This is a genomic window from Corallococcus sp. CA041A (assembly GCF_003612075.1).
Classification (GTDB): Bacteria; Myxococcota; Myxococcia; order Myxococcales; family Myxococcaceae; genus Corallococcus; species Corallococcus exiguus.
In genome coordinates this window covers 1-22,445 of record NZ_RAWF01000034.1, presented here as the reverse complement: position 1 = coordinate 22,445, position 22,445 = coordinate 1, and the positions used below count along the sequence as shown (strand labels likewise).

The 22,445-nt window shown below is 67.9% G+C and carries 9 protein-coding genes; 4 read left to right on the top strand and 5 right to left on the bottom strand.

Features of this window, described 5'->3' with window-relative positions:
* Nucleotides 1-76: 76 nt before the first annotated feature.
* The 3 genes from D7V77_RS08880 to D7V77_RS08870 all read left to right on the top strand — a co-directional run bounded on the left by D7V77_RS08880 (nucleotide 77) and on the right by D7V77_RS08870 (nucleotide 12,303).
* Entirely contained in the window at nucleotides 77-5,035 is a 4,959-nt protein-coding gene (locus tag D7V77_RS08880; protein ID WP_147452018.1) for a lamin tail domain-containing protein, read from the top strand.
* A 146-nt stretch (nucleotides 5,036-5,181) separates the two neighbouring features.
* Nucleotides 5,182-10,116, top strand: coding sequence for a lamin tail domain-containing protein (locus D7V77_RS08875; RefSeq protein WP_147452017.1), 4,935 nt, complete (start codon nucleotides 5,182-5,184; stop codon nucleotides 10,114-10,116).
* A gap of 234 nt (nucleotides 10,117-10,350) precedes the next feature.
* Entirely contained in the window at nucleotides 10,351-12,303 is a 1,953-nt protein-coding gene (locus D7V77_RS08870; RefSeq protein WP_120575838.1) for a M3 family metallopeptidase, read from the top strand.
* 56 nt (nucleotides 12,304-12,359) lie between these two features.
* On the opposite strand, the gene D7V77_RS08865 is transcribed toward D7V77_RS08870, so the two are convergent.
* On the bottom strand, nucleotides 12,360-14,867 hold the full coding sequence (locus tag D7V77_RS08865) for a glycogen/starch/alpha-glucan phosphorylase (RefSeq protein ID WP_120575837.1): 2,508 nt from the start codon (nucleotides 14,865-14,867) through the stop codon (nucleotides 12,360-12,362).
* A 276-nt stretch (nucleotides 14,868-15,143) separates the two neighbouring features.
* Between D7V77_RS08865 and D7V77_RS08860 the strand changes: the two genes are divergently transcribed.
* Complete coding sequence (locus D7V77_RS08860) at nucleotides 15,144-15,731, top strand: DUF2378 family protein (RefSeq protein WP_120575836.1); 588 nt, start codon at nucleotides 15,144-15,146, stop codon at nucleotides 15,729-15,731.
* An 80-nt stretch (nucleotides 15,732-15,811) separates the two neighbouring features.
* Here the strand turns inward: D7V77_RS08860 and D7V77_RS08855 are convergent, their stop codons facing one another.
* The 4 genes from D7V77_RS08855 to D7V77_RS08840 all read right to left on the bottom strand — a co-directional run bounded on the left by D7V77_RS08855 (nucleotide 15,812) and on the right by D7V77_RS08840 (nucleotide 21,832).
* The gene (locus D7V77_RS08855) at nucleotides 15,812-17,002 is read right to left on the bottom strand and encodes a peptidoglycan DD-metalloendopeptidase family protein (RefSeq protein ID WP_120575835.1); all 1,191 of its coding nucleotides are present in this window, start codon (nucleotides 17,000-17,002) and stop codon (nucleotides 15,812-15,814) included.
* Between the two features lie 85 nt (nucleotides 17,003-17,087).
* Nucleotides 17,088-18,581 carry a SpoVR family protein gene (locus D7V77_RS08850; protein ID WP_120575834.1) on the bottom strand — a complete coding sequence of 498 codons (1,494 nt, stop codon included), beginning with the start codon at nucleotides 18,579-18,581 and terminating at the stop codon, nucleotides 17,088-17,090.
* Between the two features lie 42 nt (nucleotides 18,582-18,623).
* Nucleotides 18,624-19,733 carry a DUF444 family protein gene (locus D7V77_RS08845; RefSeq protein WP_120575833.1) on the bottom strand — a complete coding sequence of 370 codons (1,110 nt, stop codon included), beginning with the start codon at nucleotides 19,731-19,733 and terminating at the stop codon, nucleotides 18,624-18,626.
* Between the two features lie 35 nt (nucleotides 19,734-19,768).
* Nucleotides 19,769-21,832: a PrkA family serine protein kinase gene (locus D7V77_RS08840; protein WP_120575832.1), complete on the bottom strand. Its 2,064-nt coding sequence runs from the start codon at nucleotides 21,830-21,832 to the stop codon at nucleotides 19,769-19,771.
* Between the last annotated feature and the right edge of the window lie 613 nt (nucleotides 21,833-22,445).

Genomic DNA, 22,445 nt, shown 5'->3' with positions numbered 1-22,445 from the left:
TGTCTGCTAGAAGGCATTGCAACCCCGCGTGCTGCGCACGCCGCAGCGCGGGGCTGCTTGCCGGACGGAGACATCCATGACCCCACGGATTGCTGTGCTCGCCCGCTGTCTGGGTTTGAGCGTGTTGTGTCTGGGGCTGTCGCTGGGCTGCACGGAGCCCGGAATCTCCCCGCAGCCGCCGCCCGAGGACGTGGTGGACGCGGCGGCCTCCACGGTGGTGGTGGACCCGCCCACGGGCGTGCTCGCGAACGGTCGGGACACGGCGGTCATCACCGTGACGGCGTTGCGCAAGACGGACGGCTCCCCGTTGTCCGGGCTCGCGGTGTCGCTGACGGTGGAAGGGGAGGGCGCCTCCGTCCTGGAATCGGCGGCCATCACTGACATCAACGGCGAGGCCCGGGCGCGGGTGTCATCCATGGTGCCCGGCGTGAAGACGGTGAGGGCGTCGGTGACGGATGACCTCGGCAGGCGGGTGCCGCTCACCGCGACAGCCACGGTGGACTTCGCGGACGTCAACACCGTGAAGACGCTGGCGTTCCGCTCGGCGCTGCCGGACGGCGTGGCGGGTGTGCCGCTCCAGGGCCTGGTCGTGGAGGTGCGCAACGGCGCCGACGCGGTGGTGACGGGCAGCACGGTGGAGGTGACGCTGTCGCCAGGCTCCGGCGGCATCGAGCCTCCGGAGGGCCTGCTGACGGTGGCCGCGGTGAATGGCGTCGCGACCTTCCCGGACGTGGTGCTGAAGAAGGCGGGCGGGGGCTACCACTTCATCGCGAACGCGCCGGACTTCGAGCCCGTGGCCAGCACCTTTTTCTCGGTGGCTCCCGGTGCGGTGTCGGCGCTGGGGCTGGACCGCATCCTGGATACCACCACGGCGGGTGCGACGGAGGCCCTGGAGGTCACGCTCGCGGACGCGTACGCCAACACGGCGACGAACTACACGGGCACGGTGACGCTGACGTCCACGGACGCGGCCGCGACGCTGCCCTCCCACACGTTCACCGCCGCGGACGCGGGCAGGTTCAAGTTCCAGGGCATCACCTTCCGCACGGCCGGGCCCCAGTTCCTGACGATTGCTGACAGCGCAGGGGCCTTCTCGTTCACCTCCCCCGTGGACGTGTCCGGCGTGTTGCCCACGCACATGGTCTTCACGCAGCAGCCTTCGTCGCGCGTGTCGACGCGCGGAGCCCTGGGCACCGTGAAGGTCGAATTGAAGGACGCCTTCGGCAATACGTCGCCGGTGACTGGCATCCTGGTGCATGTCTCGGTGCCGGCGGGTGCCTTCACGCTGTCGGGAGGGTTGCAGCAGTGGGCTGACGGCGGTGTCGCGACGTTCCCGGACCTGAGCATCGCGGGACATGGCACCACTCACTTGATTGCCTCCGTGGCGCCTCTCCAGATGCAGGACGTGAGCAGCGCGGACGTGCAGGTGGTGGACGACGTGGCGCCCGCGAAGCCGGTGCTGACGCAGACGGGGGCCACGGAGACGGGCCTCACCGTGCAATGGACGGGCGTGGGTGATGACGGTGTGCAGGGACAGCTGACGTCGCAGGAGCTGCGCTACTCCACGTCCGCCATCACCACGGACGCGGCCTTCAACGCGGCGACGCCGGTGACGGTCGCCGCCCCCGTGCCCGCGGGCGCGGTGCAGTCCGCGACCCTCTCCGGGCTCGGGGCGGGCCAGACGTACCACGTGGCGCTGAAGGTGACGGACGCGCACGGCAACTCCGCGCGGTCGGACAGCCTCGCGGTGTCCACGGCGGATCCGCAGGTGACGCAGCTGGCGTTCACGCCGCAGCCGTCAAACGGCACCGCGGGTTCGGTGCTCGCGGACGTGAAGGTGTCGCTGCTGGACGCGCGGGGGGACGTTGTCCCCAAGGCCACTACGGCGGTGACGCTGAGCCTCACCGGTCAGCCCGGCTTCACGGCGGTGACGGTGGCGGCGGTGAATGGCGTGGCCACGTTCCCTGGCCTGCGCGTGGACACGGCGGGCACGTTCACGTTCACCGCCACGGCGGGAGCGCTGACGAAGGTGAGCCCGCCCTTCACGGTGGACGCAGGTGCCGCGGCGAAGCTCGTGCTGGCGGCCTTCACGGACCCCCTCGATGCAGGCGACTCAGCCGATGTGAGCGTGTCCGCGACGGATGCCTACGGGAACATCCTCAAGGACTACGCCGGCACGGTGCACTTCACGTCCTCGGACACGCAGGCGGTGCTGCCTCCGGATGCGACCTTCACGCCGGCGGACCAGGGCGAGAAGACGGTCTCCGGCCTCGTATTCAAGACGGCAGGCACGCAGTCGCTCACCGTCATGGATACCGCGACCCCGGCGCTCACCGGGACGGTGGACGCGGAGGTGCGCGCCAGCACGGCCGCGTCGTTCGAGGTTGTCGCGAGCGCGGGCCCCTTCGGCGCGGGCCAGTCGCTGAGCTACGAACTGGTGGCGCGTGACCTCTACGGCAACGTGGCGAAGGACTACGCGTCCACGGTGACCTTCTCGTCATCGGATGCGCAGGCGGTGCTGCCCGGCGCGTATACGTTCACCCTGCTGGACGAGGGCCGGCACACCTTCAGCGTGGAGCTGCGCACCGCGGGGGACCAGTCCGTCACCGCGGAGGACGTGGCGGACCCGTCGCTCACAGCCTCGCACACGTATTCCATCGTTCCGGCGGCCATCGACACACTGGTGTTCGTCTCCGCGCCCACGACGGGAGCGGTGCGGCAGGAATTGGCGGACGTGAAGGTCGCGCTGCGAGATGCATATGGCAACACCGTCAGCGACACCCCGACGGACGTGACGCTGGCGCTCGCGGGTGGAAGCTTCTCCCTGGCCAACCCCACGCGCACGACCGTGGAGGGTGTGGCGACCTTCGCCGGCCTCGTCGTGAATGACGAGGGCACGTATCGGTTTGAAGCCAGCGCGGACACATTGGGGGTCGCTACGTCCGGAGAGCTGCTCATCACCGACGCGGTGGCTCCGGCCATCGCGCAGGGCTTCAGCGCGACGGCTGCGTCCGGCACCAGCATCCGGTTGGACTGGCAGGCTCCCGGCGATGACGGCGTGCTGGGCACCGCCGGTCGCTACGAGCTGCGCTACGCTCCGGAGGCCATCACCGAGGCGACGTTTGACGCGGCCACGCTCGTGATGGGCATGCCCGCGCCGCAGGCTCCGGGCACGGCGGAGGCCTTCACCGTCTCCGCCCTGGATGTGACGACGACCTACTTCTTCGCGCTGAGGACCTTCGACGGCGCGGAGAACGCCAGCGCGCTCGCCACCGCGAGCGCCACCACCCCCAGCCCTTGCGACGGTTACGTGTGCACGCCGGCGGCTCCGAGGTGCGCGGAGGATGCGAAGACACGGGAGGTGCCCACGTCTGCGTGCGTGGTTCGCAACGGCATGCCGACCTGCGAGGCCGGCGCGGTGGAGCGCCAGGTGTGCCCCGGCGTGGACGCGGTCTGCCACGCGGGCGCGTGCACCCTGGCGGCGTCGTTTCTGAATGTGGGTGAGCTGGTCATCTCCGAAGTGATGCACTCGCCGTCCGCCGGGACGACGGAATACCTGGAGCTGACCAACACCAGCTCGAAGCTGATGAACCTGAATGGCATGCAGGTGCACTTCACGAGCAGTCAGGGGTCGTACGTGGGGTTCACGGTGCTGTATGACAAGCCGCTGTTGGTTGAACCGGGCGGCCGGGTGGTGCTCGCGCAGGACGCGAACCCGGCGACCAACGGTGGGGTGCCCGCGAGCTACGCGTATGGCACGCACATGCGCATGGACAGCACGGGCTCCATCGACATCCGGGGGCTGTTTGGCCCACCGGGGGCTCCGTCGGTGGACGAACTTGAGTACCGGAACAACTTCCCGAAAACGCCCGGCCGCGCGATGAGCCTCGCGTCCAGCATCATCGGCACGCCGGCCAGCGCGCGGTCACGGTCCTGGTACTGGTGTGACTCCTCCGGCAGCCTGTCGGGCGGGGACCGGGGCACGCCGGGCCAGCCCAACGACGACTGCGGCATCAACGTCCAGCCACCGGTGGACTTCTGCAACATCCAGCGCCCGAAGACGTTCCCGGAGGACATCTACCCGGCCACCATCACCACCACCGCGACCTACGCCATCACCAGCACGTTCTCCGACTTCGACCTCACCACCCGGAACCCGACCGGCAATGACTTCCATCCGCGCATCGAGGCGCAGCTGGGGTACGGCACGGACGCGGCCCAGCCGGCGGGCTGGACGTGGATCCCGGCCGACTTCAACGTGAACTACGGCGTGTCCGGGGGAAGCGTGAACGACCAGATGAGGGCCTGGATGAACATTCCCACGGCCGGCACGTACCGCTATGGCTTCCGCTACCGGTTCAAGGACGCGGGCGCGCCGTGGGTGTATTGCGATCGGAACGGCATCACCGTTCCGCCCGCGGGCACGTACGGCTCGGTGACGGTGGTGGCGGACGTGAAGCCGCCGCTGACGGACCATGTCGTCATCAGCGAGTTCAATGGGGGGAGGCCCTACGTCAGCGAGGATGAGTTCATCGAGCTCTACAACCCGACGCACGCGGACGTGGACCTGTCGGGCTGGGAGGTGGGCTACATGCCCGGCGACGGGAGCAGCTACACGACAGTCGTCCTCCCGGCCGGAAGCCTGATTCGCGCCCACGGCTTCTTCCTGCTGGGCGGCGCGACCTACACGGGAACGGTCGCGGCGGACGTCGCGTACTCTGCTTTCGACGCAACGGACTCTTGGCCCGGTGGTCATATCCGCCTCCAGCGCCCGTCCGGGTCGACCCTCACCGAAGTGGACAGGCTCGGGTACGGCGCCGCCAGCCATCCCGAGGGTTCCGCCGCCACGTACTCCTCGTACGGAAGCTTGATCCGCAAGGCCGTATCCACCTCCATCCTCGCTGAGCAGGTGTCCCTGATTGGCAGGGATTACTGGCGGGGGAACGGTTACGACACGGACAACAACGCGGCGAACTTCTGGAACATCCCGAACCGGGAGCCGCAGAACTCCGCGAGCCCGCTCGAGTTCTACTGACCGCTCCCACGTGGGGGCGATTCCAGTTGATATGCAAACTTCCGGCCCTGCTTCGCGGTGGCAGGGGGATGTCTGCTAGAAAGCACTGCAACCCCACGTGAAGCGCACGAAGCCGCGCGGGGTCTGCTCGCTGGACGGAGACATTCATGTCCCCACGGATCGCTGTGCTCGCCCGCTGTCTGGGGTTGAGCGTGCTGTGTCTGACCCTGTCGCTGGGCTGCACGGATTCTGGAACCCCGCCGCAGCCTCCTCCGGAGGTGGAAGGCGTGGTGGACGCGGCGGCCTCCACGGTGGTGGTGGACCGGCCCACGGGAGTGCTGGCGAACGGCAGCGACGTGGCGGTCGTCACCGTGACGGCGCTGCGCAAGGCGGACGGCTCGCGGCTGTCCGGGCGCACCGTGTCGGTGACGGTGGAGGGGGAGGGTGCCTCCGTTCTGGGGTCGGCGGTGCTCACCGACATCCGAGGCGAGGCGCAGGCGCACGTGACGTCCACGGTGCCGGGCGTGAAGACCGTGAAGGCGTCCGTGAAGGACGACACCGGCAAGATGGTGCCGCTCACCCAGACGGCCACGGTGACATTCGCGGACGTCAGCACGGTGAAGACGCTGGCCTTCCGCTCAGCGCTGCCGGATGGCGTGGCGGGCGAGCCGCTCAAGCTCCTGGTGGTGGAGGTTCGGGATGGCGCCGGCGCGGTGGTGACGGACAGCACGGCGGAGGTGACACTGTCGCTGGGCTCCGGCGGCATCGTGTTCCCGGAGGGCCAGGTGAAGGTGACCGCGGTGAACGGCGTCGCGACCTTCCCGGACGTGGTGCTGAAGAAGGCAGGCGGGGGCTACCACTTCATCGCGAACGCCCCGGGCTTCGAGCCCGTGGCCAGCACCGTCTTCTCGGTGGCGCCCGGTGCGGTGAAGGGGGTGGGGCTGGACCGCTTCCTGGACAACGTCACGGTGGGCGTGGCGGAGGCCCAGGAGGTCACGCTGGAGGACCTCCATGGCAACGCGGCGACGAACTACACGGGCACGGTGATGCTGACGTCCACGGACGCGGCCGCGACACTGCCCTCCCACACGTTCACCGCCACGGATGCGGGCAAGTTCAAGTTCCAGGGCATCACCTTCCGCACGGCCGGGCCCCAGTTCCTGACCCTCGCGGACAGCGCGGGCGCCTTCTCCTTCGAGTTCAGGGTGATGGTGTCCGCCGCGGCGGCCTCGAAGCTGGCGTTCACGCAGCAGCCGGCCACGCGCGTGTCGACGCGCGCCTCGCTGGGGACCGTGAAGGTGGCGGTGCTGGACGCCTTCGGCAACCCGGTGTCGGTGACCGGGCTGGCGGTGGAGCTGTCGCTGCCGGCGGGGGCCTTCACGCTGGGCGGGACCGTGAGCGCGGCGCCGGTGGACGGCGTCGCGACGTTCACGGGAGTGAGCATCGCGGGGCATGGCACCACGCACCTGGTGGCCTCCGCGCAGGGCCTGCAGGACGTGAGCAGCGCGGACGTGCAGGTGGTGGACGACGTGGCGCCCGCGAAGCCGGTGCTCACGCAGACCGGGGCCACGGAGACGGGCCTCACCGTGCAGTGGACGGGCGTGGGGGATGACGGTGTGCAGGGGCAGCTGACGTCGCAGGAGCTGCGCTACTCCACGTCCGCCATCACCACGGACGCGGCCTTCAACGCGGCGACGCCGGTGACGGTCGCCGCCCCCGAGCCCGCGGGCACGGTGCAGTCCGCGACCCTCTCCGGCCTGACGCCGGGCCAGACGTACCACGTGGCGCTGAAGGTGACGGACGCGCACGGCAACTCCGCGCGGTCGGACAGCCTCGCCGTGTCCACGGCGGATCCGTCGGTGACGCAGCTGGCGTTCTCGACGCAGCCTTCGAATGGCAACGCGGGCTCGGCGCTCGCGAACGTGGCCGTGTCGCTGCTGGACTCGCGTGGCGACGTGGTCTCCACGGCCACCACGGCGGTGACGCTGACCCTCACCGGGCAGCCGGGCTTCCAGGCGGTGACCGTGGCGGCGGTGGACGGCGTGGCCACCTTCTCCGGCCTGCGCGTGGACACGGCGGGCACGTTCACGTTCACGGCCACCGCAGGTCCGCTGACGCAGGTGAGCCAGTCCTTCACGGTGGGCGCCGGCGCCGCGGCGAAGCTCGTGCTGGCGGCCTTCCCGGACCCGGTCGATGCGGGCGACTCGAATGACGTGACCGTGTCCGTGACGGATGCCCATGGCAACCGCATCCAGGGCTACACCGGCACGGTGCACTTCACGTCCTCGGACGCGCAGGCGGAGCTTCCCGCGGACGCCGTCTTCGCCCCGGAGGACCAGGGGGAGAAGACCGTCTCCGGCCTCGTGTTCAAGACGGCGGGGACGCAGTCGCTCACCGCCGCGGACACCGCGACCCCGGCGCTCACCGGGACGGTGGACGCGGAGGTGCGCGCCAGCACGGCCGCGTCCCTGGAAGCCGTCGCGAGCGCGGGCCCCTTCGGCGCGGGCCAGTCGCTGAGCTACGAGCTGGTGGCGCGTGACACCTACGGCAACGTGGCGAAGGAGTACGCGTCCACGGTGACGTTCTCCTCCTCGGATGCGCAGGCGGTGCTGCCCGGCGCGTATACGTTCACCCTGCTGGACGAGGGCCGGCATACCTTCAGCGTGGAGTTGCGCACCGCCGGAGACCAGGAGGTCACCGCGGAGGACGTGGCGGACCCGTCGCTCACGGCCTCGCATACCTACGCCATCATCCCCGCCTCCGGAGACCACCTGACCTTCGCCTCCGCGCCCACGACGGGTGGGGTGCGGCAGTCGCTGGTGGACATCGAGGTCGCGGTGCAGGACGCCTACGGCAACACCGTCACGGACGCGGCGGTGGACGTGCAGCTGGCGCTGGCGGGCGGCACCTTCGCCCAGGGACTCCCCACGCGCACCACCGTGGGCGGCGTGGCCACCTTCGCTGAGCTCAGCGTCAATGACGAGGGCACCTACCAGTTCCAGGCGAGCGCGGACGAGTTCCAGGACATCACGTCCGCGGACCTGATCATCTTCGACACGCAGGCACCGGCCGCCGCGGCGGGCTTCAGCGCGACGGCGGTGGACGGCGCCAGCATCCGGCTGGACTGGCAGGCGCCGGGCGATGACGGCGCCCTGGGCACGGCCGCTCGCTACGAGCTGCGCTACGCCACGGCCGCCATCACCGACGCCAACTTCGACGCGGCCACGCTCGTGACGGGCGTGGCGGCGCCGAAGACGGCGGGCGCGGCGGAGTCCTTCACCGTGACCGGCCTGACGGAGGCCACGACGTACCACTTCGCGCTGAAGGCGTTCGACGGCGCGGACAACGCCAGCGCGCTGGCCACCGCGAGCACCGCCACCACCAACCCGTGCAGCGGCTACGTGTGCACGCCGCCCGCGTCCCAGTGCGCGGAGGACGGCACGTCGCTGGAGGTCTACGCGTCGGTGTGCGTGGTGCAGAACGGCGCGCCGACCTGCGTGGACGGCGAGATGACGCTCCAGGCCTGCCCCGGCGCGGACGCGGTCTGCTACGCGGGCGCGTGCACCAACGCGCCGCACCCGGGCGCGGGCGAGCTGGTCCTCTCGGAGGTGATGCACTCGCCGTCCGCGGGCACCACCGAGTACCTGGAGCTGACCAACACCACGTCGAAGCTGCTGGACGCCAACGGCCTGGTGGTGGACCTGGTGGACGGCGCGGGCACGGCCACGTCCATCACGGTGAACCACGGCCACGCGCTGCTGGTGCCGGCGGGGGGCCGCACGGTGCTCGCGCAGAACGCGAACTTCGGCACCAACGGCGGCGTGGCGGCGAACGACGCCTGGGGCACGGACAAGTCCATGGACAGCACCGGTTCCATCACGCTCAAGCAGGGCTCGGTGACGGTGGACAGCCTGACGTACACGAGCGCGTTCCCCCAGACGACGGGCCGGGCCATGAGCCTCGCGTCCAGCATCATCGGGACGAAGGGCAGCAGCCACGCCTGGTACTGGTGTGACTCCACCGGCAGCCTGTCGGGCGGGGACCGGGGCACGCCGGGCCAGGCCAACGACGACTGCGGCCTGAACGTGGAGAAGCCGCTCAACTACTGCGCCATCCAGTACCCGAAGACGTTCCCGTCGCCTGACGGCGCGTACCCGACGGCCATCAACCCCAACGACAGCTACGACATCTTCAGCCAGTTCTACAGCTACGACGTCACGCAGCGGAACACGAAGGGCAACGACTTCTACCCCCGCATCGAGGCGCAGCTGGGCTACGGCACGGACGCCACCAAACCGGCGGGCTGGACGTGGACGGCGGCGGACTTCAACCCGGGCTTCACCACACCGAACTCGAACAACGACGAGATGAAGGCGGTCCTCCAGATTCCCATGGCTGGCACGTACAACTACGGCTTCCGGTACCGGTTCACGGACGAGCAGTGGGTGTACTGCGACCAGTTCGGCAGGGTGGATCCGCCTGCGGGCACCTACGGCTCGGTGACGGTGGGCAAGCCCGCGCTGACGAACCACGTGGTCATTAGTGAAATCAGCGGAGGCCTCACCGGGGCCGCGACGGACGAGTTCATCGAACTCTACAACCCGACGAACGCGGACGTGGACCTGTCCAACTGGCAGGTCAGCTATAAGTCCGCAGCCGGGCCAAGCTGGAGTTCCCCGGTCACCATTCCGGCCGGGAAGGTCATTCGCGCCCACGGCTACTTCCTCCTGGGCGGGGCGGCCTACCCCAGCACTGGCGCGGCCGCGAGGGACGTCGGCTACACCTTCGATATGTCGGCCTCCACGACCGCTGGTGGCAACGTCCGCGTCCAGCGCCTCGTGGGCTCGACGTACGTGGACGTGGACAGGCTGGGATGGGGAACCGCGGACTCCCCCGAAGGCACAAAGGGTCCGTCCCATCCGGCGTCGGGCGGAAGCATCGAGCGCATGGCCGTTTCCACTTCCATCTCCGCCACCATGGCCGTGGGTGGCGCGGACGCTGCCCGGGGCAATGGGTATGACACGGACAACAACAGCGCGAACTTCGTGACCCGCGCCGTCCGGCAGCCACAGAACTCCGCAAGCCCGCTCGAGTTCTACTGACGCCTCCGTTCCACCCCTGAAGTCCCAGGAAGGCCGCCTCCGGCACGCACGCCGGGGCGGCCTTCCGCCTTTGGGCACCGCCCGCCCGTCCGCCGCCCGACGGACGGGGCGGGGGAGGGCGTCCACTGCCCGGCAACCGTCCGCGACGGAGCACTCGGATGCTGCCAGGGCGTGCGGGGCGCATTAGCTTTGAGCCCTTTGCAGCACACCCACGGCTTGAGAGGAGCCCTTCCCGTGTCCGACCCCCTGGTCCCCGACGCCGCCCGCCACGTCACCTGCCCGCCGGAGGAGTTCCGCCGCGCGAGCGAGGAGGCCCTGGCCAAGGCCCGCGACGGCATCGCGCGACTGAAGACGCTGCCCGCCTCCACGCCCCCCAAGGACGTCCTGGAGCTGTTCGACGAGTCCTCCGCCGCGCTGGATGACGCCGCCGCGCGCGCCAGCGTCGTGCGTCACACGCACCCGGAGGTCGCCCTGCGCGAGGCCGCGGAGGCCGCCGAGCAGGCCATCGAGAACCTGGCCAACGACATCCGCATGGACCGGGGCGTCTACGACGTCCTCGCGGCCGTGAGCCTGGCCAACGAGGACGCCGCCACGCGCAAGTGGATGGAGAAGGTGCTGCGCGACTTCCGCCGCGCCGGCGTGGACCGCGATGAAGCCACCCGCGCGAGGGTGAAGGCGCTCCAGGAGGAGCTGGTCCGTATTGGGCAGGAGTTCAGCCGCAACATCAGCCAGGACACCCGCAAGGTGGCGCTGCCCCCGGCCGCGCTGGACGGCCTGCCGGAGGACTACGTGCGCGCGCACGCCCCCGGCGAGGACGGCCAGGTGCGCATCTCCACGGACTACCCGGACCTGGTGCCCTTCCTCACCTACGCGCGCGACGGCAAGGCCCGCGAAGAGCTCTGGCGCGCCAACCGCCAGCGCGGCTACCCCGCCAACGTGAACGTGCTCCAGAGCCTGGTGCAGAAGCGCCATGAGCTGGCCACGCTCCTGGGCTACCCCCACTGGGCCGCCTACGCCACCGAGGACAAGATGGTGCGCAGCGCGGACGCCGCGGGCACCTTCATCCGGAAGATCGCCGACGCGTCCGAAGAGCGCATGAAGCGCGACTACGCGGTGCTCCTGGAGCGCAAGCGCAAGGACGACCCGAAGGCGGACCAGGTGAACCCGTGGGACTCCGGCTACCTGGATGACCGCGTGAAGGCGGAGCAGTACGCCTTCGACTCGCAGACGGTGCGCCCGTACTTCGAATACACGCGCGTGAAGCAGGGCGTGCTGGACCTGACCGCGCGCCTCTTCGGCGTCACCTACCGCCCGGTGAAGGACGTGCCCGTGTGGCACCCGGACGTGGAGGCCTATGACGTCTATGAAGGCACCACGCTCAAGGGCCGCTTCTTCCTGGACATGCACCCGCGCGCGGACAAGTACAAGCACGCGGCCCAGTTCACGCTGACGAGCGGCAAGTCAGGCCGGCGGCTCCCGGAAGGCGCGCTCATCTGCAACTTCCCCAAGCCCGGCACGGAGCCCGCGCTCATGCAGCACGGCGACGTGGAGACCTTCTTCCACGAGTTCGGCCACCTGCTGCACCACATCTTCGGCGGCCACACGAAGTGGGCGGGCCTGTCCGGCGTGCGCACGGAGTGGGACTTCGTGGAGGCCCCGTCGCAGATGCTGGAGGAGTGGGCGCGTGACGTGACGTGCCTGCAGACCTTCGCGAAGCACTACCAGACGGGGGAGGCGCTGCCCGCGGAGCTGGTGGAGCGCATGCTCGCCGCGGACGAGTTCGGCAAGGGCCTCTTCGTGCGCCAGCAGATGTTCTACGCGGCGCTCAGCCTGGAGCTGTACCGACGCGACCCGAAGGACCTGGACGCCACCGCGCTCGTGCGCGAGCTGCAGGGCCAGTACATCCCCTTCCCGTACCTGGAGGGCACGTACTTCCACCTCACCTTCGGGCACCTGGATGGGTACTCGTCCAACTACTACACGTACATGTGGTCGTTGGTCATCGCGAAGGACCTCTTCACGGTGTTCCAGACGAAGGGCCTGCTCAACCCGGAGCCCGCGCAGGACTACCGCCGCGCGGTGCTGGAGCCGGGCGGCTCCGACGACGCCGCGCGCCTGGTGCACCACTTCCTCGGCCGCGACTACGACTTCCGCGCGTACGAGGCGTGGCTGAACAAGGCCGCGTAGGACGCTGACGACACGGCAGCCCCAGGAGGCTGGGGCTGCCGGTGCTCAGCGGAACGTCACTCCACCTTCGTCTGCTGCACGCGCCAGATCTCCTCCGCGTACTGCTTGATGGTGCGGTCGGAGGAGAAGATGCCCGCGCGGGCGACGTTGATGATGCACTTCTTCGTCCAGGACTCGGTGTCCTTGTAGGCGCGCGCCACGTCCTCCTGCTTCGCCGCGTAGGCCGCGAAGTCCGCCAGCACCAGGTAGCGGTCCTCGTTGAGCAGGCTGTCCACCAGCGGCTGGAAGAGGTTGCGGTCCTCCGGCGAGAAGAAGCCGGAGCGGATGAGGTCCAGAGCCTCGCGCAGCTCCGTGTTGGACTCGTACACCTCGCGCGGCTTGTAGCCGGCCTTCTTGCGCGCGATGACCTCGTCCGCCGTGAGGCCGAAGAGGAAGAAGTTCTCGTCGCCCACCGCGTCGCGAATCTCCACGTTGGCGCCGTCCAGCGTGCCCAGCGTCAGCGCGCCGTTGAGCATCAGCTTCATGTTGCCCGTGCCGGACGCTTCCCAGCCCGCCGTGGAGATCTGCTCGGACACGTCCGCCGCGGGGATGATGCGCTCCGCCAGGCTCACCCGGTAGTTGGGCAGGAACACCACCTGCAGCCCCGTGGCGCCCGCGTCGCTGTTGACCACCTCCGCGATGCCGTTGATGAGCCGGATGGTCAGCTTCGCCAGGTGGTAGCCCGGCGCGGCCTTCGCGCCGAAGAGGAACGCGCGCGGCGCGATGACGCTGGACGGGTCGCGGCGCGCCTTCATCCACAGCGCCACGATGTGGACGGCGTCCAGCAGCTGCCGCTTGTACTCGTGCAGGCGCTTGATCTGCACGTCGAAGATGGCGTCCGGATTGAGCTGCACCCAGCGCAAATCCCTCACGTGCTGGGCCAGCTCGTCCTTGTTGGCGCGCTTCACCTCGCGGAAGGCCTTGCGGAACTCCGGGTCCTCCGCGTGCGCCTCCAGCTTCAGGAGCTGGTCCAGGTCCGTGGCCCAGCCCTCACCAATGCGGCTGGTGATGAGCTTGGACAGGCGCGGGTTGCACCACGCCAGCCACCGGCGCGGCGTCACGCCGTTGGTCTTGTTGTTGAAACGCTCCGGGTACATCTGCGCGAAGTCCGGCAGCACGTCGCGGCGCAAGAGGTCCGTGTGCAGCGCGGCCACGCCGTTGATGCTGTGGCTGCCCACCACGGCCAGGTGGGCCATGCGGATCTTCTTCTCCGAGCCCTCCTCCACCAGGCTCATCCGCTGCTGCTTCTCCACGTCGAACGGGTAGCGGATCTGCACCTGACGCATGAAGCGCTGGTTGATCTCGAAGATGATTTCCAGGTGACGCGGCAGCAGCCGCTCGAACAGCGACACCGGCCAGCGCTCCATGGCCTCCGCCAGCAGCGTGTGGTTGGTGTAGCCGAACGTCTCCTGGGTGATGGACCACGCCTCGTCCCAGAGCAGGCGGCGCTCGTCCACCAGCACGCGCATCAGCTCCGCCACGCCAATGGCCGGGTGCGTGTCATTGAGCTGGATGGCCACCTTCCGGGAGAAGTCACGGAAGTCGTTGTGGTTCTTCAGGTAGCGCCGGACGATGTCCGCGATGGAGCACGCCACGAAGAAGTACTGCTGCTTGAGGCGCAGCTCCTTGCCGGCCTGGAACGCGTCGTTGGGGTAGAGGACCTTGGAGATGACCTCCGAGTCGTTCTTCTCCACCACGGACCGCTCGTAGTCACCGGCGTTGAACAGCAGCAGGTCGAACTCCGCGCTCGCGCGCGCCTGCCACAGCCGCAGCGTGTTGACCGTGTTGTTGCCGTAGCCCGCGATGGGTGTGTCGTACGGCACGCCAATCACCGTCTTGCCGCCCACCCAGCGCGCCACCGGCCGGCCATCCGGACCCTGGTGATGCTCCACGCGCCCGAAGAAGCGCACCGGCACCGCCTTCTCCGGCCGCACGATTTCCCACGGGTTGCCGAACTTCAGCCACTCGTCCGCGCGCTCCACCTGGTGTCCCTCCACCAGGTCCTGGGAGAAGATGCCGAACTCGTAGCGGATGCCGTAGCCCATGCCCGGGTAGCCCAGGGTGGCCAACGAATCCAGGAAGCACGCCGCCAGCCGGCCCAGACCGCCGTTGCCCAGGCCCGCGTCCGGCTCCATCTCCAAGAGCTGGCTCAGGTCCACGCCGACTTCCTGCATGGCGGCGGCCGCGGCCTCGTACATGTTGAGGTTGAGCAGGTTGTTGCCCAGCGCGCGACCCAGCAGGTACTCCGCGGACAGGTAATAGGCGCGCTTGACGTCCTGCTCGTAGTAGGTGCGCGCCGTCTTCACCCAGCGGTCCGTGAGGCGGTCGCGCACGGCCAGCGACAGCGCCATGAAGCGGTCGTGCGGGGTGGCCGTCTCCGGGTTCTTGCCGCGCGAATAGCGCACGTGTTCGAAGAAGCCGCGACGGACGCTGGCCGCGTCGAGCCCGGTGCGGCCGCTGTCTTCGGGAGCTCCCGAGGCGGAGGGCGTGGGCGATGCGGGGCGCGCGGAGGCGGGAGGAGCCATAAGTCGGTCGTCTCGAAGGTCGCGAGGGGGTTGATGGACTGCGCAAGCGCCCGCGCTTTTGACGCGGGACGCCCATGACGGAAGGGTACCGTGTCACGCCAGCCCAGGGCAGGGGAAACCCTCGTCCCCTGCCGGGGTCGGCCGCTTCCCCCGCCAGGGAGGGAAGGTGCTCGGGGACCCGCCGTGACGCGGCGCGGCCCCAGGGCGTGTGAAGGCAAGCACATCCAATTCGTGGAAGGGCTGGAAGCGCGCGGAACTGGAGTAAAACGCTCGCGAATGTCCTTCCCCCTGGATGACCTGGAGCAGCGCATCGCCCTCACCCGGCCAGGGGACACGGTGCGGGGGCTGAGCTTCGCGGCGGTGCTGAGGCTCGTGCACCAGCGGCTGGGGCGTGACGCCGCGGAGCGCCTGCGCGCGCCGCTCATGCAGCGCAGCCCCGTGGACTTCTTCTCCTATCCGGCGGTGGATTTCCTGCGGCTGCTCGCCTTCGCGTCGGAGGCGCTCCAGCCGGAGTTCGGCACGCGCGACGCGGCCCTGCGGGCGTGCGGGCAGGCCATCGTCGGAACGTTCTTCGAGTCCACGGTGGGGCAGACGCTCCTGCGCCTCACCTCCGGCGGCGGAGACCCCAAGCGCCTGTACAGCAACGCGCCCGCGTCCTACTCCACCGCGGTGAGCTACGGGCAGCGCGAGTACCAGGCCCTGGGCGACAAGCGCGTGCGGCTGCTCTTCAAGGGCGACCTGCTGCCCGTGGAGGTCCACGAAGGCATCCTCATGGGCCCCCTCACCGCGGTGCACCGTGAAGGCAGTGTGCGGGGCTCCGAGCGGTGCCTGGGCGACTCCGAATTCATCATCGAGTGGACCTGACGGCTCGGCGACAAGCGACGGGCCCCGCTCCACCGTGAAGGGGAGGGGGCCCGGGGGCTTTCAACTCAAGACGCCTGAGGTTACTTCGTGGCGGTGGGCGGCGGGCCCGCCTTGCCGGCGACGGCGGCCACGGACACGGCGTCAATCTGCTGGGCCATGTCATGCGCCTTGGCGAGGAAGTCCGCCGTCAGCTCCTTGGGCAGCGGATCCGCGCGAGGGAACTTCTGGGTGAGCGGGTTGGCGTAGGTGCCGTTGCGCTTCAGGCCGAAGTGCAGGTGCGGGCCAGTGGAGCGGCCGGTGTTGCCGGAGTAGGCAATCACCTGCTTCTGCCGCACGCGCTGGCCGGCGCGCACGCCGTCACCGAAGCGCGACAGGTGCATGTACTGCGTCTCCATGCCGTTGGCGTGGCGCAGCAGCACCATGTTGCCGGCGGCGCCCGCGTTGCCCGCGGACACGACGGTGCCGTCCGCCACGGCCCACACCGGGGTGCCAATGGGCGTGCCGTAGTCCACGCCGTTGTGGTTCTTCAGGTACTGGAGCACCGGGTGGAAGCGCGACCCGAAGCTGCTGGTGACGTGCGCGTACTTCAGCGGGCTCTTGAGGAAGGTCTTCTTCGCGCTGGCGCCGTCCTCCTGGAAGAAGTTGGCCTCGCCGTTGGGCAGCACGTAGCGGAACACGCGCTTGTTTCCCACCAGGCCGCCTTCATACGTGGCCGCCAGCACCTCGCCGTAGCGCAGCACGCGGCCCTTGGAGACGAACTTCTCCACCAGGGCCTTCGCCTTGTCGCCCTTGCGCACGTCCCGGTAGAAGTCGATGTCCCACGCGAACACGTCCGACAGCACCAGGCCGATGGACGGGTCCTCGCCCGCGGCCAGCGTCGCCTCGTACAGGGACGAGTTGATCTCCAGCGACACCAGCGACACCTGCTTCTCCACCTCGATGGAGCGCTTGCTGCCGATGTACTTCTCCCCGTCGCGGCGCACCTGCCACTCGTCCACGGTGCTCTGGCGGTAGTCGAAGAAGTCCAGCTCGCCGTTCTTCATCACCAGCCGGAACTGGTCGCCCACGCGCGACTTGCGGAAGTCGAACACGCCCTCCAGCGCGGAGATGACCGCTGTCACCTGCTCGTCGGGCAGCTGCGCGTCGTGCAGCGCACCCGCCAGCGTCTGGCGCGGCTCGATGCGGCGGTTCTTGATTTCGAACTGGGTGGCGGCTTCGGATGTCGAAGCCACCCCGAGGGCGGCAAGGCAGAGGAGGGAAGCGGTCTTCATGGGGGGCGATACAGGAGTGTAGAGGACTGTTGGTCCTCCGCCCAAATCCTGACCGCACTTCCCCGCCCGCCTGCCTGCTTGGCGGTTACAGCTCCACTTTCTTTTCCGAGTGGTGCTGCCCGTCGTAGCGCAGCAGGGCCCCCTTGCCGTCGTAGCGCGTGATGATGTTCACGGGCCGCCGCCACAGGGACTGGAGGTTGCGCAGCGTCTCCCGCGCGTAGTCGCCCTTCAGGTCCTGCCCGTCGTGCTTGTGCGCGAGCAGCAGCTCCGAGCGGTTCTCGTAGTTGCCGTCCACCACTTCGATGATGGGCTGCCCGAAGTTGGTGAGCGACGTGAGCAGCTTGTTCTTCACCTTGCGGAACTCGCGGTCGAGGATTTCCCACGAGTTGCGCTTGTCGTTGAAGCCGTAGACGAAGAGCTTCTGCTGCTGGGCGAACTCGGCGGTGAGGAACGTGTCGATGAAGGTGATGTCGTTGTAGTGCTTGCGCACCTCGAAAATCTTTTCGCGCCCCGCGCCCAGCTTCTTGTCCCAGGCCTGGCGCGCGCGAAGGTCATCGCACTCGTCCCACTCCTTGCCGAACTTGCCCTTGTTCCACCGGTCCTCGATGTCCCGCCACAGCTCGATGCCCAGCTTGTACGGGTTGATGGCGCCGGGGCGCACGCCCATGGTGCCGGAGTGGTGGTCCGCGTAGTCGATGATCTCATCGTCCCTGAGGGCCCTGCGGGTCATGATGGTGGAGTGCCAGTAGCTGGCCCACCCCTCGTTCATGATCTTCGTCTGGCCCTGCGGCGCGAAGTAGTACGCCTCGTCGCGCAGGATGGAGAGGATGTCCACCTCCCACGGCTCCAGCGGCGCGTGCTCCAGCAGGAAGTAGAGCACGTCGCGCTGAGGGCGCTCCGGGAAGCGCTTGCGCTGCTGCTTCTCGTCCTCGGCGCGCTTGCGCTGTGAGTCCATGAACTCCGAAGGGTTGATGAAGCCGCGCATGTACTCGCGGTTCACCTTGAAGCCCTCCACGCGCTCGTTGGACTTGGCCTCTTCCTCCGCGCGCTGCGGGTCCGGGTTGCGCCGGATGTGGGGCGCGTGCTGGTCGATGAGGTTCTCCAGCGACAGCGTCCGGTCGATGAAGTCCTCCACCTTCTCCACGCCAATCTTGTCCACCCACCGCCGGACGCGGGTGGCGTGGTTGGCCATGTCATCAATCATCCGGCGGTTGGTGTGCCGGAAGGAGAAGTTGTTCTTGAAGAAGTCGCAGTGACCGTAGACGTGGGCCATCACCAGCTTCTGGTCCACCTCCGGGTTGCTCTCCATCAAGTAGGCGTAACAAGGGTCGTTGTTGATGACGAGCTCGTAGATTTTCGAAAGCCCGTACTCGTACCCCTTCGCCAGCTGCTCGTACTCCATGCCCCAGCGCCAGTGGGGATAGCGGGTGGGGAATCCGCCGTAGGCGGCCACCATGTTCATCTCGTCGTAGCTCACCATCTCGAAGACGGTGTCGAAGAAATCCAGGCCGAACTCCTTGGCGTAGCCGTGGATTTCATCCCGCAGCGCTGCGAGTCGCGGTGTGAGGCTCTTGGGCATGGGGCGGTGGCTCCAGTGGGGGATGAGACAGAAGCGCTGGTGTCAGCGCCCCTTGCCGAGGAAGTCCTTGATGGAGGCGTAGATGGCGTCCTTGTCCGCGATCTCGCTCAGCGAGACGTTGTTCGTGTCACCCACCGCCTCGCGCAGGTCCTTGATGAACTGCCCGCTGCCGTAGGGGGACTCCACCTGCCCGTAGGCGAACTGGTTCACCTGCGGGAGGATGTCGTTGCGGAGCATCTCGATGCACTGGCGCGTGTCGTCCGCGCTCCAGTTGTCCCCGTCGCTGAAGTGGAACGGGTAGATGTTCCACGCGCTCTTCGGGTAGTCCGCCTGGATGATGTCCCGGCACAGCTTGTACGCGCTGGAGATCATCGTCCCGCCGGACTCGCGGGTGTGGAAGAACGTGTCGCGGTCCACTTCGCGCGCCACCGCGTCGTGGATGATGTAGCGCGACTCCAGCCCCTTGTATTGATGCTTGAGCCACGTATCGAGCCAGAAGCTCTCGATGCGGACGATCTCCTTCTGCTCGTCCCCCATCGAGCCGGACACGTCCATCATGTAGATGATGACCGCGTTGGTTTCCGGCAGCTCCTGCAGCTTGTAGCTGCGGTAGCGCCGGTCCTCTCGCGTGGGGATGATGACCGGCATCTTCGGGTCATAGGTGCCGGTGGCGATCTGCCGCTTCAGGGCCTGCTTGAAGGTGCGCTTGAAGTGGCGCAGCGACTCCGGGCCCGTGGTGTTCACGCCCGTGTACTTCACCTTCTGCGTGACGATGCGCTCGTTCTGCCGCCGTTCAATGCGCGGCAGCTGGAGCTCTTCGCCAAGAATCTGCGCCAGCTCCTCCAGCGTGACGTCCACCTCCAGGGCGTGGTCTCCCTCGCCCTGGCCGGCCTGGTGCCCGTCCCCGGGCTCCACCGCCCCGGGGCCGAGCTGCTGACCCACCTCACCGTCTCCCTGTCCGACGCCGCCCTGCTCCTTGTGGCCGTACTTGAAGCGCGGGATGTCGATGAAGGGGATGGGGATGCTGATGGCATCCTTGCCCTTCTTGCCCAGCATCTCGCCCTTCTGCACGTACTTGCGCAGGTTGGCTTTGATCTTCCCGCGGACGATCTGTTTGAAGCGGGAGTGGTCCTGGTGGATCTTCAAGGTCACGGTGTCACGTCCCTCTTGGACAAGGCGCTATCGCGTTACTCCTTGGCGTCACCGCGGGCGAAGATGCTGGCCACGAAGTTCAGCACGTCCGTGGAGCAGATCTCGCAGTACCCGTAGTTCTTCATCATCCGGTCCTTCACCAGGTCGATCTTCTCCTGGGTCTCCTTGTCCACGACGGACGACACCAGGTTCTTGAGCTTGATGCTGTCCTTCTGGTCCTCGAACAGCTTCAGCTCCAGCGCCTTGTGCAGCCGCTCGTTGGTCCGGTAGTTGAAGGTCTTGCCCTCCACGGCGAGCGCGCCGATGTAGTTCATGATCTCCCCGCGGAAGTCGTCCTTGCGGCTCTCGGGGATGTCGATCTTCTCTTCAATCGACCGCATCAAGCGCTCGTCCGGCACCTCGTAGATGCCGGTGTACTTGTTGCGGACCTTCTCCTTCTGGGTGAAGGCCTTGATGTTGTCGATGTAGTTGCCGCACAGCTTGCCGATGGCGTCCTCGTCGGCGCTGATGGCGCGCTGGACCTCGTTCTTGACGATGTCCTCGTACTCCTGCTTCACCGTGGTGAGCAGCTCCTTCATCCGCTTGCGCGCGTCCTCGGTGTTGATGAGGGAGTGTGTCTTCAAGCCGGCTTCCAGCTCGTTGAGCACCATGAAGGGGTTGATGCAGCCCTCGCCCTTGTCGCTCACCAGGGCGTTGGAGATTTTATCCTGGATGTAGCGGGCGCTGATGCCCTCCAGGCCCTCGCGCACGGACTCCTTGCGCAGCTCCTTGATGTTGTCCTCGGTGAAGTTGGGGAGCGTCTTGCCGTTGTAGAGCTTGAGCTTCTGCAGGAGCGACAGGTTGTGCTTCTTGGGCTCCTCCAGGCGTGTGAGGACGGCCCACATGGCGGCCATCTCCAGCGTGTGCGGGGCGATGTGCTTGCCCTTGATGGCGCGGGAGTTGAAGTCCTTCTCGTAGATCTTCACTTCCTCGGCCAGCTTGGTGATGTACGGGATGTCAATCTTCACCGTACGGTCGCGCAAGGCCTCCATGAACTCGTTGTTCTCGAGCTTCTTGTACTCGGGCTCGTTGGTGTGCCCGATGATGACCTCGTCGATGTCCGTCTGAGGGAACTTCTTCGGCTTGATCTTGTGCTCCTGCGACGCGCCGAGCAGGTCGTAGAGGAACGCGACGTCCAGCTTGAGCACTTCGACGAACTCGATGACGCCGCGGTTGGCGATGTTGAACTCGCCGTCGAAGTTGAAGGCTCGCGGGTCGGAGTCCGAGCCGTACTCGGCGATCTTCCGGTAGTTGATGTCGCCGGTGAGCTCGGTGGAGTCCTGGTTCTTCTCATCCTTGGGCTGGAACGTGCCGATGCCGACGCGGTCCTTCTCACTGAAGATGAGCCGGTTGACGTGGATGTGGCCCATGACCTGGGCGAAGTCACCGCCGTACTGGGTCATCAGCTCCTTGAAGACGAAGCGGCAGGCGGGGCACAGCTCGCAGCCATTCGGAATCGTGTAGCCGGACTCCGGCGGGGACAGCTCGGAGAAGACCTTGTCGCGCCACTCGCGGGGGATGAGGTTGAGGGGCTCCTCGTTCATCGGGCACTTCATCTTCTCCTTCGTCACCGTGCCGTCCGGCTGCTTCTTGTCGGTGAGCCAGGAGAAGGTGTACGCGGCGCCCTCCGGCGTCTTCGAGTACTCTTCCATGCCCTTCTTGAGCAGGCGGGCGATGGTGGACTTGGACGAGCCCACGGGGCCGTGCAGGAGGATGACGCGCTTCTCCGTGCCGTAGCCCTGGGCGGCGGACTTGAAGACGTTGACCAGCTTCATCAGCGGCACGTCCAGGCCGAAGATGGCGTCGCGGCCGCCGAAGCGCTCGTCGCTGAAGAAGTGGTAGCGGGTGAGCTTCTTCTTGTTGTCGATGTACTCCGACTTCCCGTGGCTGAGGATCATGTCGTAGATCCTCTGGAAGGCGGTGCGGGTGACCTTGGGGTTCTTGCGGACGATTTCGAGGTAGTCCTCGAAAGAGCCCTCCCAGTTGAGTTCCGCGTAGGTCTTCACGTCCTGGAACGCGGCGATCCTGGAGACCCACGAGCCCTTCTCAGCGTCCTTCATGTCTCTCCCTCGTAGCCTCACAGGAGGACGCGAACGGTCGCGTGCTTCCGGGGGGCCAACATGGTGAACCTGGAGGGCTGGAAGGCCATTCCACACCCACTCCGAAGAGGTCCCAGGCGACGACAATCGCGATGCTTCAGCCCCTTCGGGACCCCGCCGCGGAGTGGGACCGCGCGTTCGGCTCGTGTCGGAGGGGAGCCGCCCTCCTCCACGGGGTGAAAAGGCACTTCGATTATAAGGACCCTGACGCGCGCTGGGAGGAGCCCCCCCGGTGCGATGTGTCCGGTCCCACCTCACCCAAGCGCGTACTTCCCGACGCTTGGGCTTCCGCCGGAGGACGCCCCGTCCAGGCAGGCCCTCACTGTGGGGCGGCGTCCGTGTCCGCTCCACATGTCGGCATGACGGCCGGCGCACCGGTTCCGTCCCGCCCAGAAGGGTGCGTAACGGCGCGAATCACACGCTGCCCGGGGAAGTGATTCCCGAGGAAGCACGGGGCAGGCGGGCGGGCATCGGGCAGGAGGGAGGGACGCTGGCTTGGCTTTGAGCCCTGCCTGCGTATCCTCGCGCGCGCCATGGTTCCCGCTTCGAGTCCCGCCGCCCTTGCTTCCCCTCC

What these genes read in the sequence shown, in the direction of transcription:
- D7V77_RS08880 (WP_147452018.1), top strand. Translation starts at nt 77, where the DNA reads ATGACCCCACGGATTGCTGTGCTCGCCCGCTGTCTGGGTTTGAGCGTG.
- D7V77_RS08875 (WP_147452017.1), top strand. Translation starts at nt 5,182, where the DNA reads ATGTCCCCACGGATCGCTGTGCTCGCCCGCTGTCTGGGGTTGAGCGTG.
- D7V77_RS08865 (WP_120575837.1), bottom strand. Translation starts at nt 14,867, where the DNA reads ATGGCTCCTCCCGCCTCCGCGCGCCCCGCATCGCCCACGCCCTCCGCC.
- D7V77_RS08860 (WP_120575836.1), top strand. Translation starts at nt 15,144, where the DNA reads ATGTCCTTCCCCCTGGATGACCTGGAGCAGCGCATCGCCCTCACCCGG.
- D7V77_RS08855 (WP_120575835.1), bottom strand. Translation starts at nt 17,002, where the DNA reads ATGAAGACCGCTTCCCTCCTCTGCCTTGCCGCCCTCGGGGTGGCTTCG.
- D7V77_RS08850 (WP_120575834.1), bottom strand. Translation starts at nt 18,581, where the DNA reads ATGCCCAAGAGCCTCACACCGCGACTCGCAGCGCTGCGGGATGAAATC.
- D7V77_RS08840 (WP_120575832.1), bottom strand. Translation starts at nt 21,832, where the DNA reads ATGAAGGACGCTGAGAAGGGCTCGTGGGTCTCCAGGATCGCCGCGTTC.